Source organism: Psychrobacillus sp. FSL H8-0484 (genome assembly GCF_038005325.1).
Taxonomy (GTDB): Bacteria; Bacillota; Bacilli; order Bacillales_A; family Planococcaceae; genus Psychrobacillus.
The window spans coordinates 3413199-3427340 of the sequence record NZ_JBBOSZ010000001.1; the positions used below are offsets into that span (position 1 = coordinate 3413199).

The following is a 14142-nucleotide window of genomic DNA, read 5'->3' on the forward strand; positions in this document are numbered from 1 at the left end:
ATATTCTATTAGCAATAAAGCCACCCCTAATTGTTATGCTAGCAAATTTCCCATATTAATACAGTGACTTTTGTCACACCTGCTAATAGAACAATAGAATCTAGGCACAAAAAAACACGAAGGCATATGTACCTTCGTGCTCCTACTAATTAACCTTATTTACTTTCTTAGAAGGTAGCATATTGAATAATATATTCAATATGATAGCAGTCATACTTCCTGCAACAATCCCATTGCTTGTCAAAATTTGAATTCCTGCTGGAAGAGATACAAATAAATCTGGAACTACGGATACCCCTAGCCCCATACCGATTGAACATGCAATAATCATAGAATTATCTTGGGAGTCCGCCACAATTTTACTAAGCATTTTAATACCTTGTGCAACTACCATTCCAAACATTGCTAGCATTGCTCCACCTAATACGGATGAAGGGATAATCGTAGTAATAGCTGCAATTTTAGGAATGAACCCAAGGGCGATTAGCATACCACCTGTAATATAAATAACGTTTTTCGACTTAACTCCTGACATTTGCAAGAGTCCTACGTTTTGAGAAAAAGTTGTATATGGGAATGAATTGAAAATACCACCTAGTAGTACAGCAATACCTTCTGCACGATATCCCTTTGACAAATCTTTTTTGGTTATCTTCTTATCTACTATATCTCCAAGTGCAAAATAAACACCTGTTGATTCTACTAATGAAACTAGTGCTACTAGAGTCATTGTTATAATTGGTGACCAGTCGAAAGTTGGTGTTCCAAAGTAAAAAGGGTACACCATATGGAAAAAGTCCGCCTCTTTCACTGCCATGAAATCTACTTTTCCCATAAAGATCGCTAAAATCGTTCCAGCAACTAGTCCTAGTAAAATAGAAATTGATTTAATAAATCCTGTAGAAAAACGATACAATAACACTATAAAAAGTAATGTAACAAACGCTAATGTAACATTTGAAGCCGATCCAAAGTCACTTTCTCCTTGGCCTCCAGCCATATTATTAATCGCAACAGGAATAAGGGTAATCCCAATAATAGTAACAACTGAACCAGTTACGACAGGTGGAAAGAACTTCACCAGTTGTCCAAAAAATCCACTTATAAGTACAACAATAATCCCAGAAACAATAATTGCACCATAAATAGAGGAAATGCCATATTGTTGTCCAATCCCGATCATCGGCCCTACAGCAGTAAATGTACATCCTAATACGACAGGAAGTCCGATACCAAAAAAGCGATTACTCATTACTTGCAATATTGTTGCAATACCACACATTAAAATATCAATAGCAACTAGATAGGTTAATTGATCGGGTGGAAGTCCTAACGATCCACCAACAATTAAAGGAATCATTACCGCTCCTGCATACATGGCAAGGAGATGTTGAATACCAAGTGTCGTATTTCTCAAGGTGTTGTTCATTTAGAGGAACTCTCCTCAAAAAATTCCACTTTTCCATTTGCTAACGATTTAATATTCGCAAGTGAATCTACTCGAATTCCACGTTCGCGAATAATGCTACCACCTGTTTGGAATCCTTTTTCAATGACAATTCCTACTCCAGCAGTTCTTGCATTTGCTTGTTCAAGGATATCAAGTAATCCAAGTACCGCTTGTCCATTCGCTAAGAAGTCATCAATGATTAACACGACATCATCGCTTTCTAGGAAATCTTTCGAAATGGAAATGTCATTTGTTACACCCTTTGTAAAGGAATGCACTTTGGAAGTATATAAGTTATCTGATAGAGTCAACGATTTGGATTTTTTAGCGAAAACAACTGGAACTCCAAATGTTAAAGCAGCAAACATGGAAGGGGCGATACCAGAAGTTTCAATCGTTAATACTTTTGTAATTCCTGCATCTTTATAGCGATTAGCAAATTCCTCTCCTATCGCTTGCATTAAAACAGGATCAATTTGATGATTTAGAAAAGAATCTACTTTCAACACATTTTCTGATAACACTTTTCCTTCTTGGATAATCTTATCCTTTAATAATTTCATAATTGCCAATCCCTTCACCATCATAATTTTTGATAAACAAAAAAGCTCAAACGACATTCAACCACTCTCATACTTTGAGTGGTTGAATGCCATTCGAGCTTGTAAAATCGAATGGAAATAAAAGAAATCATGGCAAAGATGCCACAATCCTATTATCTCATCGCCACTCATAGTCAGCTTATTTATGGTAAGCCGGTAGAAACTTGCAGGCCATATTCCTGCGATTATATGAGTAAATACTATTAGAATAGTTCTCATTATAGCATGTCGATTTTCAATTACAATGACCACAAAATATGTCTAATGATTCATAAAATTCAGTCCGAACCACTGGTGACTGGCACCCAAACAAACACGAAAAACCACGGTTGTTGATTATCCAATTTGCTCCATTAAAGTTTCACAAGAAATGCGCAAGGATCCCATTTTGCACTTGTATGTTTTTGGCTCGCTTTGGACGAAATGATCACTACATTATTTTCGATAATCCTGTTGTGGAGATTTGTCCGTTACGCCCTACAACGTTCAAAAGAAAACCGGAATTGGTTTGGAAAAATATAGAGAAGAACTGAGCAGCCAAAATTGCATCTTTGGCTGCTTACTGTATAAATAGGAAAGTGGCTATTCTTTCATTTCCAAAAGCTTTGGCACTTCTATTACAAGTAGCTATGGAGAGTGACGGACGAACGACTACCACACGATTATCGAAAAAATGCGAAAGGGATGCGACTTTGTCGCATCCCTTTCGCATCAAGAAATCCAGGTAATGGTGTAGAACTCGTTCAGTTCCAAGCACTCCAAAAGCACCTATGCATAGAGCGCCTAGTGTGTTATCACCATTTTAATAAGCAATTTACTGAGTACTTTTGGTTAATCAACACGTGTGACGAAAAATAAAACATTCCCATTTGTTTGAGCAAATGGGAATGTTTTATTTTCTCTTTTGGCTTTCTAATTTTCCGTCTTCAACGACTTGAATGCATGGATAAAGGTTGCAGGATTATCTTGAATTTTATAAGAAAAGACGCCTTGATTTGTATGTAAATATAAGATGCCGCCCCCAAAAGAAAAAGGCTTATGTGAAATATCATAAACATGTTGAAGTTCAAACTGATTACGTGCTGAAATTATTTCGTCCATAGTCATTCGGAGTTCAAATTGTGTTTCAATATGCTGCATTTGATAATAAAAATCTATTTTCCGTTCAATTTCAACGTAAATAATTAAATATTCGCTCAAAAAAATGCACCTCCTATACCATTATCTAGTGTAACATGTTTTGATAAGATCTATTCAGAATGAAAAGGGGGGATATTTAGTATGAAGGCAATTATATTCGATTTAGACGGGACATTATTAAATAGGGATGAATCAGTAAAACGGTTTATTACAGCGCAATATGATCGGTTTTATATGCACCTTTCCCATATTCCAAAAGAGCAATTTTGTGAGAGGTTTATCGAGTTAGATTGTAGAGGCTATGTGTGGAAAGATCTAGTTTATGAAAGTTTGATAAAGTATTTTCATATAAAAGGAATTTCAACAAGCGATCTTTTAGAAGACTATATGGAATGCTTTCATCTTTATTGTGTGCCGTTTCCAAATCTAATTTCCATGCTTGAAGCATTAAAAAAATCATCCATTTTAATTGGAATGATCACCAATGGAAAAGGACAATTTCAAATGGATAATATAGTTGCTTTAGGTATTCAATCATACTTTGATACTATTCTTATTTCAGAATGGGAAGAAATGAAAAAACCCGATCCTTTCATTTTCCAAAAGGCTTTGCAACAATTAGATGTTCAGGCTATCGAAACCATTTTCGTTGGAGATCACCCAATAAATGATATAGATGCTGCCAAAAAAGTCGGTTTACAAACTATCTGGAAAAAAGATGATCAGTGGAATGATGTAAAGGCTGATTACATCATCGACGACCTTGCTGAAATTATACCTATTATGCTCAATCCCAATGATGCAACCTAATTTGAACCTTTTAGATATCGGCAATAGAAACTAATTTTTAGGCTCTGTTAATCTAGGCGGTTGTTTTTAGAAGCATATAATTTGTGCCTAAAACCGGCGAGACTCCTAGGAAAAACGGGCTGCCAAGACCCCCAAGCGGGCTTATAGGAACAATTCCTAAATTCGGCACATCCATGTGGAAATGGATTCGTGACCAACACTCTGTTGCCCCGAGGAGGCTTGGCAGGTCGTCCGCGGAGTGCGAGCAGGGTTTCGGCAGATAACAAACATGATCGTTTAACATAGCCAATTTTTAGATAAGTTTACTAAAATCGGCAGTTTGTGCTTCTAGTTTTTCTGACGCTCTTGAAATATCTTTAAATTCTTCTAACGCTATGCGAATTTCCTCTTGGCTTTTTTCAATACTAGCCTGGGAGTTACTATTACTTGTCGTCACTTTGTCTACTTGTTTTGTAATGCCTTCAATATTTTCACGAACCTCAACTATAGAGGCTTCTACTCTCCCTGCAAGTTTGCGAACTTCTTGAGCAACAACATTGAATCCACGTCCATGTTCACCAGCGCGAGCTGCTTCAATTGCAGCATTTAAAGCTAGTAAATTTGTTTGTGCTGCAATTTCTCTTATCGTTTGCACAATACCCCGAATAGAATCAGCTTGTACTTTTAAACTTTCTAAAGTAGCAGTATTTTCATTAGAACCGTAAGCAATTTCATCAATTCTTTGTAGAAGTTCTTCATTTCTTTTTATTCCCGCTACTGCTCGAGTACTTAACCCCTCTGACATTGCTTTTAGCTCTTCTGTCACACCTTGCAAAATTTGATGACGCTCCGTTACATTGGTTGCTACTTTTGTTACGCCTAATACTTGGCCACTCCCGCTAAAGATCGGCATATAGGACGCTTCAAACATAACACTATTTCCTTGTTTATCTTTTCTTTCTACTTTATTGAAAAATGACTTTCCTGCAAATAAATCTTTCCAAAACTTTTCATACTCCATACTATTAACTAACTGTGGAAAACAAAACTCTTTGTGATTCATGCCCATCACTTCACTTGCTTTATACCCTAGCTCGGTAGCAAAATTATCATTTACATAAGCCACTCGTCGGTTCTTGTCAAAACGAATAATCGCTAAATTTTTCTCCAGTGCCTCTACCACTGACATATCATTTACTTCTTCTACTTGTGAATAATTCATTTCCCCTACCCCCTAAATCGTTTCAATTGATGCATAATCGGACAAATCAAGTACAGTCTCTTTCCCTAACACAAGCCGAGCAAGTTCTGATCCTACGAAAGGACCAGCAGTTAACCCCGATGCACCTAATCCATTGGCAAAATAAATATTCTCGAATCCAGATAGCTTCTCAATCACTGGCAGAAATTCTGGTGTATATGGTCGAAATCCAACTCTCACCTCTTCTATTTTTACATTTTTTAGAGAATTAGCAATACTTTTCGCACTATAAAGCAACTCTTTTTCCCCTTCTTCTGTTACATCGGTATTAAATTCAGTGTTCTCCTCATACGTAGAACCTGCTACTACTTTTCCATGATCGAATGTAAGTAAGTACTGATTTGTCGGTGGCATTACTACCGGCCAATCTCCGGTCGCATCATTTTCTATTTTAAAATGCATAATTTGCGCCTTCTGAGAACTTACTTTCATGTGGACTCCTAGTTTGGAAGGTAGTTCGTTCCCCCAAGCCCCAGCAGTTAAGACAATCCCTTCCGCTTCTAAAGGGATTCCGTCTACTAATAAAACACCATTTGAAAACTCCGCATTTCCGTATATTATTTCTGCTCCTAGCTTTTTTGCCCCTCGAATTAAAGCATCACGCATTTCTCGACCATCTACTCGTGCTGCTCCTTCTACATAGAGGGAAGAAAAGTCTTCTGATATAAGTGGAAAAAGCTCTTTCGTCTCAGCAGGTGTAAGTATTTTTAATTCCCCTATCTCCGGTGCATCCGTTCGCTTTACTAAAGCTCGCTCTAACATTTTTAGTAGCTTTTTCTCATCCGTGTGAAGCGCAATTGCTCCTACTTTTTTATAACCAGTGGATGTTTCCCCTAAAGCTCCAAGCTCTTCGACAAGTTCCTTGTAATATTTCGCACCATTTTTTACAAGTTCATACCACTTTTTATTTCTTCGCTGTGATATCCATGGGCATATAATTCCTGCAGCAGCTGCAGATGCCTGTCCACGATCCATACGATCGATTAGTGTTACTTTGACATTATGCTTAGCAAGATGATAGGCAGTGGAAGCACCTAAAATCCCACCACCTACAACAATATAAGAAGACATTTATTACTCAACTCCACTATCTAAAATAGAAAATGTTACATGATCACAATTTATTTCTGCCATCGCTCCATAAGGAAGAACGAATTTAGGTTCCGTATGTCCAAAGTTCATATTATAAAGAATCGGTAACTCGTTTAAATCAAGCTCCTTCATAATTCTCAAAATAGACTCTTTATATTCCTCATAATATTTTTCATTTTGAGGCTTCCCAAAAATAATTCCTTTCGCTTGCTGTAAAATTCCTTGGGAACCGTAATTCCGCAACCAATACTCAATAGAAGTTGGTTCCGGCATATCTTCCGATGTTTCAAAGAATAAAATGCTATCTTTCCAATAAGATTTTTCTGGCCAAAGCGATGTCCCTTTAGCAAATTCTAACACTTCAATACATCCTCCGATTAATTTCCCTTGCACTACTCCAGAGCCTTGCAGTACCTCATAGCCCCTATTCGAAGTCATTTGTCTCTGTTTGTCTTTATTTTCAATAACCCATAGTAAACGTTCACTTGTCCACTCAAGTGCTGGTTCTACTTCACCAATTACTTCATTGGAGAATAAAGTTTTTTTCAAAGCTTCCACCGTATATGGATCCATCTCCACATTTTCAGCAAAGTCCATTAACACAGAAGGACCATAAAATGATGATATCCCTGCTTTATGGCAAAACAAGTGCGTCACAGTAGAATCCGAATACCCGATAAACACCTTTGGATTATCTCGAATGACATTAAAATCAATATATGGTAAAAGTCGAATACTATCACTTCCACCAATATTAGAAATGATTCCTTTTATCGTCGGATCCTTAAAAGCATTCATTAAATCCTCTGCACGTGTCTTTGGATTTTCATATAGATAGTCAGATCCCATTAAGCTATTAGGCATAGAAACAACTTCTAATTGAAATACTTTTTCCAGTCTTTCAACACCCTGTTCATATCTCCACTTTATATCCGGCTCGCCAGCCCCACCCCATGACAAACTAATCGTAGCCACTTTATCTCCGGCTTGAAGCATTTTTGGTTTTATTAGCATAACAAACACTCCTTTTCATTCCATTATAATTCAAATATTATATTTTTTTCATATTTGTTTCCATTGACCCTTTTACTTACGTATATTTATAATAGAACATAATGTACCTATAAATGGAAGAAGGCGAAGACATAATGAGTATACCTTTCACAAAAATGCATGGTTGTGGTAATGATTATATTTACATAAATTGCTTTGAACACCCCATTGACCATCCAGAACAACTAAGCAGAGTTATTTCAGATCGTCATTTTGGCATTGGTGGAGACGGTATTGTTTTAATATGTCCTTCTGATGTGGCTGATGCCAAAATGCGCATGTTCAATATTGACGGTAGCGAAGGAAAAATGTGCGGAAATGCCATTCGTTGTGTTGCAAAGTATGTCTATGATCACAATATTGCTACGAAAGAAACCCTAGAAATTGATACATTAAGTGGCATTAAAATTATTGAACTACATGTAGAAAACGGGAAGATGATATCAGCTACCGTTGACATGGGGAGTCCTATTTTAGATCCTCCTACAATTCCAGTGCTTGTAGAAGAACAAGAGGTGCTTATTAATTATTCTCTTTTAATAGAGGATACTCCATATTCTATAACAACTGTATCAATGGGAAATCCACATTGTGTCATATTCAGTGACGACATAGAGTCTATCAATCTTCCTATTGTCGGCCCTAAATTTGAACATCATCCTATGTTTCCGGAGAGTGTGAATACAGAGTTTATTCAAATAGAGAATCGAAATACTTTACACATGCGCGTGTGGGAACGCGGCAGTGGAGAGACATTAGCTTGTGGAACAGGAGCCTGCGCAGCTGTTGTCGCAGCTGTTCTAAACGGACATTGTGATAAAGACACGGATATAGTAGTAAAACTCCGAGGTGGAGACCTTATTATCCGATATACAGACGTTAGTGTTTATATGACAGGTCCTGCCACAAAAGTATTTGATGGTATTATAGAATCAATTTCATAATTAATTGATTTCCGCTATAGGCGGACGCTTTCCGCGGGGTGAGCGATAAGCCATCACCGTCGCTCACGCGTCGTTTGTGGTGTCTTATCTGTCTCACTCATCCCGCTGGAGTCGCCACCTGCCGCTTCAATCAACAAAGAGATAACTGTTCGCATTTTAATGACAAAGTACTATTTATGAAATTAACTCTATAGAATGGAAAGATTAACTTAATACTTTAAATCTGAAAGCCTTCCAATTTAATAAAGTTGGAAGGCTTTAGTATATTCTAATCTATTCAAACATATATTTAGAATCTACCATCTTTATTTGTAACGCTATTGGAAAATTGTCGTAATATTCCTGTAATAAAATACTGCTACTATATGATTAGACTAAATAGCAAGGGGATAGTGTATTTGAAGAAAATTCTTGGAACACTCATCATTTCAATAGTACTATTGGTCAGTGGAGTAAATGAAAGTGTGGCCGCAAGTCCTATACACACTGTTCAAAAAGGGGAAACATTGTACTCAATTGCTAAAACGTATAATGTATCAATCAATAACTTAAAATCATGGAACAAACTAAATAGTAACCTGATTAAACCAAAACAAAAATTAACGATTGCCTCTACTCAGAAAGCGAAATCCAAAAATCCTTCTCGATCGGATTCAAAAGATAAAGTGGTAAAAGAATTTATTGTATCTGCAAGTGCATTTACTGCAAACTGTAATGGCTGCTCTGGTATCACTAGTACCGGTATTCACTTAAAAAGTAATCCAGATCTCAAAGTAATTGCTGTTGATCCAAGTGTTATTAAACTTGGAACGAAAGTGTATGTGGAAGGTTATGGTTATGCAATTGCAGGTGATACGGGAGGAGCAATTAAAGGCAATAAAATCGACGTATTTTTCTCCTCTACAAGTGAGGCCTACAAATGGGGAAGAAAAAACGTAACGATAAAAATATTGGAATAGAAGAAAAACCAACTTTCTATAGCGGAAGTTGGTTTTTTGTCATATTCGTACGTATTCCATGAATTATAGCTTCGTAGTAAGAGCTTTCGTGCGGAACAAAGTGATTCTTTGTCACTATTCTAGTCATATTCTTTTTATTCCCTACATTATCTACATAAAATCCTTCGACTTCTATTTCATCCGTTTCACCTATCCAAAGCGAAGCAAATTGTTTAAATTCTGTACGGACGATTCCTGAAACTTCTCCTGCTTGAAGTTTAAAATCATTGAAATGAAGAGAACAATTATATAAGAAAACATGTGCAAATTCTTTATCAATAAGCTCTCCATTGTAAACCGAATAATCAATAATACCAAGTGAAGATAGGTCTTGAAAAGCAACTTTAACCCCAAGCTCCTCTTCTACCTCTCTTACTCCATCGTGCACAGTTTCTTTAGCCAATAAATGACCGGCAGCGGTTATATCTAACAACCCAGGATAGTCTTTTTTGTAATCACTTCGCATCTGAAGATAAACATAATCTCTTCCCTCTTCGCTACTAATAAACCAACAGTGAAACGTTTCATGCCAATGTCCCAATCTATGCACTTCTTCTCTCGAAGCAACACCTATAGGATTTTTCTCTCTATCGAATATTTTAAGTTGTTCCGTTTCCACTATTGTTTAGCCGCCTTAAATATAAACTCAAATGATTTTAATCTTTCTTGATGGTTATATATTGGTGAGTTAATCATTATTTCATTTACTTGTGTAGTAGCAAGGAAATCTTCTAGCTTGGATTTCACGGTTTCTGGAGAACCTACAATCCGGGCTCTTAAAGACTTATTTACCATTATCTCTTCTTGCGCTGTCCAGAGTTCTCCCATATTTGCTGGAGGTTGCATTTTTCCTCTCTTCCCTCGAATGATTCCTAAAAACTGTTGCAATAACGAGGTAGCAAGAAATTCAGCTTTTTCATCTGTTTCTGCAGCAATTACATTCAAACTAGCAATCACATAAGGCTCCTGTAAATGCTTAGATGGCTTGAAATATGAACGATAGAGATGTAATGCTTCCTCTAAGTAATCTGGTGAAAAGTGACTTGCAAATGAGTATGGTAAACCCATCATACCGGCTAGCTTCGCACTAAAATTACTTGAACCAAGCAACCAAATTGGTACTTCTAATCCTTGTCCTGGTACAGCAATAATTGGTCGACTAGAGTTCTCTTCAATAGACTCAAAGTATGATTGCAGTTCCTGCACAAGTTCTGGGAAATTATCCGCTGCACTAAAATCTCTACGTAAAGCACGAGCAGTCAGCATATCTGTTCCAGGCGCTCTTCCTAACCCAAGATCAATTCTCCCTGGATAAATGGATTCCAATGTACCAAACTGTTCCGCGATTATTAAAGGGGAATGGTTTGGAAGCATCACGCCTCCTGCTCCAATGCGTATCGTACTCGTTCCACTCGCTAAATATCCAATTAAAACAGAAGTAGCTGAACTTGCAACACCTGGCATATTATGATGTTCTGCTACCCAGTATCGTTTATATCCTAACTTTTCTGCATGTTGAGCGAGACTCATACTATTTTGAAACGCATCACGTACAGTCGATCCTTCCGCTACAGCAGATAAATCTAATACTGACAAAGGAATAGTATCTAATGATTTTGGTTGTTTCATTCTAATTGTTCCTCCAATCGCTCTATATATTTATAACTTTTAAATTTCATTATACTATTTTGCATTATAGATAACTGCTTTGGCGTTTTACTTTCATATTACAGGTGCCTGGCACCAAAGCAAACGTGAATGTTAAAACATTCACGTTTGTTTTGGTTTTTCATGCAATTTAGAGTCCTATGATAAGTTCTACAATATGAATGACGTTCATACCACCTATTTTAATAAAAGCATACTAGGATTACAAAATTCATATGTTTCTATAATGAGAAATCTAAAATTATAAACGGGTGGTTATTGTCATTAGAAAATTGTTTATCATCATATGCTCTGCTTTATTTATGTCTATTCTTAGTACAACTACTAGTCAAGCAGCAACAATTTCAGTAGCTCATCATGTTGGACTCCATGATCGCTTGCTAGATTTTAGTGATGTCAGAGTCATAGATAGAGATACGAAGGTTCCGCTTGAAGAAATTTCCACATTTTTATATATCCCTATTGAAACAGAAAATGGAATCACATACCTTCGGAAACGCGGAATGGTAATTAGTTATAATGAAGTCTCGAATATAACGTCTAAAGACGACACTCCACTCAATTGGTCCCCTATTGTTAAAGTGGACGGTAAACTTTTTATTAGTGTTAAATACATCGCACGTGAAATGGGCTTCCAAGTAGAATACTTTCAGAAACAGAAAACACAGCGTATTTACAGAGATGACTACGAACATATGTCTCATGAAGAATACGAAACTTATATAAACAAAATCTTGAATGCTAAACAAACATCAACACAACCGGCAGAACCAGAAGGACAATCAAAAGCAACTATTTACTTAACGTTTGATGACGGACCAAATAAATTTACAGCTATAAACAACTCCACATTAAAAAAATATAACACCCTAGCAACTTTCTTCTTTCTAGGAAATAATATGAAAAATAACTCATCTATAATCAATTCAGTTGTTAATGATGGACACTACATTGGTACACATAGTATGACACATGACAAAAATAAAATTTACTTATCATCCAAATCCTTCATCAAAGAGATAAATGAAGGAACGAAACTTGTTAAACAAATGACTGGTATTGATGCAAAACTAGTCCGAACTCCATATGGAAGCAAACCACATATTACATCCGCTATGAAAAATGAGCTGATCAAAAATGGCTATAAACTATGGGATTGGGACGTTGATTCAAACGATTGGAAATACACCGACAAACAAACTGACCAGATCGTCAAAAACGTGAAAGTTGGAGTAGAAAAAGCCTACAAATCAGGAGACAGAGACATCATCGTCCTATTGCATGATCGAAGCCAAACAACACTAGCTCTTCCACAAATAATCGAATGGTTACAAAAAGAAGGCTATTCACTCAAAACATACACACCAGAGCATCACATCGTCCAAAACTTCCTACATGACACATCCCTTTAACCAATTGTTACAGGAGTGTTTCTGGTGCCAGGCACCAGTAACACTCTTGTAACAAAAAAGGTGATTCACATGAAATTTGGACTATCATGTGAATCACTTCTTTTTACTTTATAGAGAATCTACTTTCTACATTAATCTTTTTTCAATTGTTCAAGCAATCGTCGCACTTTATCTTTTTGTTCCATCGTTTCATCTTCGAGTAGCTCGACTTTATATGTATCATTCCATCCAGAGATGCGTACGATGTCCCCTTCTTTTAAGTTTTCAGTTAGCTCCGAGCAATGAATAAGTAGGCTTTCTGTTTCATTTGGATATTTCAAGAATACTGCTGAGTCACCTTCAAATCGATCTAGTGTGTATTTATTCCACTTCACTAACGATCTCTCCTTTCTCGTTTACTAATCTCGCTTGGTCTCCATCATTTTTCCACATTTGTCCTTTGTTCCATTTAATGTAACCTTGTCCCTCTTTTGCATGCTGACCACTCGTGATATAAATTGTTTTACCAGCACTTAAATTGTTATTTGGAAATGTATATACTTGATTACCTTCTATAGAAACAAGTTTCCAGTCTTTTAAATTCACCGTTTTGTTTCCTGCATTTGTTATACCTACGATTTCTTCCTGTACGTTTTTACTTGAAATCACTACTGGTGTGATGGTTACAGCTGTCTCTTCTATTTGTTCATCAGGACTATTTTGCGTGGAAATAGTATAATCTACGCCATTAGTTTTAACTATAATATTTCCTACCTCTGCCGTCGCATAGACCTGGGACTTTATATTTTTTATTCGATTTACCACTTCTTTCTGTGGATGACCATAGGAGTTATCTTTACCATAACTCAAGATTGTAACTTTAGGTTTAACCGCACGAATAAAAGCTTCCGAAGTACTGGTATCTGAGCCATGATGACCGGCTTTCAAAAAAGTAGATTCCAAGTAATACTGATTTAGCATACTATTTTCTACTCCAATATCCGCGTCTCCCGTTAAAAGAAATGAGATCTTTCCATATTGCACTTTCAAGACGATTGAAGCTTCATTATTGTCATTGGAATTCTCCCCAGCATTCAACACATTGATCTCCATAGTAGAATCTAAAGGAATCGTATCCCCTTTCACTGGCACTATAAAAGGAACTTTCTTATCACCTATAAGCTCTAACATTTCCTCATATGTCTGTGAAGTATGTACTCTTCCTGAATCCACAAAGTTTTTAACAGAAATGGAGTTCAACACAGAAAGTAGTCCACCAATATGATCCGCATCCGGGTGAGTAGCAATAACGTAATCTAGTTTGTCTACTCCTTGACTTTTTAAATAGGAAACGACCTGCTTACCAGCATCCTTCTTCCCACCATCGATGAGCATGTTTTTGCCTTCCGGAGATTGAATAAGTATAGAATCTCCTTGTCCAACGTCAATAAAATGGACACTCATTTCTTTCCCAACATTTTCTTTAGTTGAAGATGTCTCCACTTTCGACCCTTGGTTTTCTGTTTGCGTTTCTATCGCGCAACCGAATGTCATAAAAATCATCATTGTAATGATGGAGGATAATATATACTTCATTTAAAACCTTCCTTTTTGGTTACCGCTCTTATTTTAACATAGTTATTTGCTAGTAGATTTCTAATTCCCTTGACAGTTTCTCGTCCCTGTCATAGAATTATCAATTGTGAATATAGCGTGGTTCGAGAACCTCCCACGTAAAAAAACTAAGGAGAAAT

Annotated in this window: 14 protein-coding genes and 2 riboswitches; of the genes, 4 read left to right on the forward strand and 10 right to left on the reverse strand. The window is 36.6% G+C overall.

What is annotated here, in order from left to right; all coding sequences use genetic code 11:
• Positions 1-145: 145 nt before the first annotated feature.
• From MHH81_RS16805 to MHH81_RS16815, 3 genes are all read right to left on the reverse strand, one after another.
• Positions 146-1429: a nucleobase:cation symporter-2 family protein gene (locus tag MHH81_RS16805; RefSeq protein WP_340923380.1), complete on the reverse strand. Its 1284-nt coding sequence runs from the start codon at positions 1427-1429 to the stop codon at positions 146-148.
• On the reverse strand, positions 1426-2013 hold the full coding sequence (locus MHH81_RS16810) for a xanthine phosphoribosyltransferase (protein ID WP_340925299.1): 588 nt from the start codon (positions 2011-2013) through the stop codon (positions 1426-1428). Before MHH81_RS16810 ends, MHH81_RS16805 begins: the two co-directional genes overlap by 4 nt.
• 150 nt (positions 2014-2163) lie before the next feature.
• Positions 2164-2265: riboswitch (purine riboswitch) on the reverse strand.
• A gap of 699 nt (positions 2266-2964) precedes the next feature.
• Positions 2965-3252, reverse strand: a complete 288-nt coding sequence (locus MHH81_RS16815; protein ID WP_340923382.1) for a hypothetical protein — start codon at positions 3250-3252, stop codon at positions 2965-2967.
• 81 nt (positions 3253-3333) lie between these two features.
• Here MHH81_RS16815 and MHH81_RS16820 point away from each other — a divergent pair, with 81 nt between their 5' ends.
• Positions 3334-4002: an HAD family hydrolase gene (locus MHH81_RS16820; RefSeq protein ID WP_340923385.1), complete on the forward strand. Its 669-nt coding sequence runs from the start codon at positions 3334-3336 to the stop codon at positions 4000-4002.
• Between the two features lie 292 nt (positions 4003-4294).
• On the opposite strand, the gene MHH81_RS16825 is transcribed toward MHH81_RS16820, so the two are convergent.
• The 3 genes from MHH81_RS16825 to MHH81_RS16835 are packed head-to-tail and all read right to left on the reverse strand — an operon-like array spanning position 4295 to position 7348.
• A complete protein-coding gene (locus MHH81_RS16825; RefSeq protein WP_340923388.1) occupies positions 4295-5203 on the reverse strand; it encodes a methyl-accepting chemotaxis protein in 909 nt (302 codons plus the stop codon).
• A 12-nt stretch (positions 5204-5215) separates the two neighbouring features.
• Entirely contained in the window at positions 5216-6313 is a 1098-nt protein-coding gene (locus MHH81_RS16830) for an NAD(P)/FAD-dependent oxidoreductase (RefSeq protein WP_340923390.1), read from the reverse strand.
• A 3-nt stretch (positions 6314-6316) separates the two neighbouring features.
• Positions 6317-7348, reverse strand: a complete 1032-nt coding sequence (locus tag MHH81_RS16835; protein ID WP_340923394.1) for a S66 family peptidase — start codon at positions 7346-7348, stop codon at positions 6317-6319.
• Positions 7349-7479: 131 nt separating this feature from the next.
• On the opposite strand from MHH81_RS16835, the gene dapF reads away from it, so the two are divergent.
• Both dapF and MHH81_RS16845 read left to right on the forward strand, forming a co-directional pair.
• Entirely contained in the window at positions 7480-8331 is an 852-nt protein-coding gene (gene dapF, locus MHH81_RS16840; RefSeq protein WP_445678145.1) for a diaminopimelate epimerase, read from the forward strand.
• A 398-nt stretch (positions 8332-8729) separates the two neighbouring features.
• The gene (locus MHH81_RS16845) at positions 8730-9290 is read left to right on the forward strand and encodes a 3D domain-containing protein (RefSeq protein WP_340923400.1); all 561 of its coding nucleotides are present in this window, start codon (positions 8730-8732) and stop codon (positions 9288-9290) included.
• Positions 9291-9306: 16 nt separating this feature from the next.
• Here the strand turns inward: MHH81_RS16845 and MHH81_RS16850 are convergent, their stop codons facing one another.
• Both MHH81_RS16850 and MHH81_RS16855 read right to left on the reverse strand, forming a co-directional pair.
• Positions 9307-9948: an NUDIX hydrolase gene (locus MHH81_RS16850; protein WP_340923403.1), complete on the reverse strand. Its 642-nt coding sequence runs from the start codon at positions 9946-9948 to the stop codon at positions 9307-9309.
• Positions 9948-10958 carry an LLM class flavin-dependent oxidoreductase gene (locus tag MHH81_RS16855; protein WP_340923406.1) on the reverse strand — a complete coding sequence of 337 codons (1011 nt, stop codon included), beginning with the start codon at positions 10956-10958 and terminating at the stop codon, positions 9948-9950. The genes MHH81_RS16850 and MHH81_RS16855 overlap by 1 nt, the downstream gene beginning before the upstream one ends.
• A gap of 341 nt (positions 10959-11299) precedes the next feature.
• Between MHH81_RS16855 and MHH81_RS16860 the strand changes: the two genes are divergently transcribed.
• Positions 11300-12409, forward strand: a complete 1110-nt coding sequence (locus MHH81_RS16860; RefSeq protein ID WP_340923409.1) for a polysaccharide deacetylase family protein — start codon at positions 11300-11302, stop codon at positions 12407-12409.
• Positions 12410-12540: 131 nt separating this feature from the next.
• Here MHH81_RS16860 and MHH81_RS16865 read toward each other — a convergent pair whose 3' ends face one another.
• Both MHH81_RS16865 and MHH81_RS16870 read right to left on the reverse strand, forming a co-directional pair.
• The gene (locus MHH81_RS16865) at positions 12541-12783 is read right to left on the reverse strand and encodes a DUF3006 domain-containing protein (protein WP_340923412.1); all 243 of its coding nucleotides are present in this window, start codon (positions 12781-12783) and stop codon (positions 12541-12543) included.
• Positions 12770-13984, reverse strand: coding sequence for an MBL fold metallo-hydrolase (locus MHH81_RS16870; protein ID WP_340923414.1), 1215 nt, complete (start codon positions 13982-13984; stop codon positions 12770-12772). Before MHH81_RS16870 ends, MHH81_RS16865 begins: the two co-directional genes overlap by 14 nt.
• A 111-nt stretch (positions 13985-14095) precedes the next feature.
• A riboswitch (PreQ1 riboswitch) is annotated at positions 14096-14140 on the forward strand.
• Positions 14141-14142 lie beyond the last annotated feature (2 nt).

Bases quoted from the DNA above. Each gene is read 5' to 3' on its own strand.
- MHH81_RS16835 (WP_340923394.1), bottom strand. From the start codon at position 7,348: ATGCTAATAAAACCAAAAATGCTTCAAGCCGGAGATAAAGTGGCTACG.
- MHH81_RS16855 (WP_340923406.1), bottom strand. From the start codon at position 10,958: ATGAAACAACCAAAATCATTAGATACTATTCCTTTGTCAGTATTAGAT.
- MHH81_RS16825 (WP_340923388.1), bottom strand. From the start codon at position 5,203: ATGAATTATTCACAAGTAGAAGAAGTAAATGATATGTCAGTGGTAGAG.
- MHH81_RS16870 (WP_340923414.1), bottom strand. From the start codon at position 13,984: ATGAAGTATATATTATCCTCCATCATTACAATGATGATTTTTATGACA.
- MHH81_RS16830 (WP_340923390.1), bottom strand. From the start codon at position 6,313: ATGTCTTCTTATATTGTTGTAGGTGGTGGGATTTTAGGTGCTTCCACT.
- MHH81_RS16805 (WP_340923380.1), bottom strand. From the start codon at position 1,429: ATGAACAACACCTTGAGAAATACGACACTTGGTATTCAACATCTCCTT.
- MHH81_RS16810 (WP_340925299.1), bottom strand. From the start codon at position 2,013: ATGAAATTATTAAAGGATAAGATTATCCAAGAAGGAAAAGTGTTATCA.
- MHH81_RS16860 (WP_340923409.1), top strand. From the start codon at position 11,300: ATGTCTATTCTTAGTACAACTACTAGTCAAGCAGCAACAATTTCAGTA.
- MHH81_RS16820 (WP_340923385.1), top strand. From the start codon at position 3,334: ATGAAGGCAATTATATTCGATTTAGACGGGACATTATTAAATAGGGAT.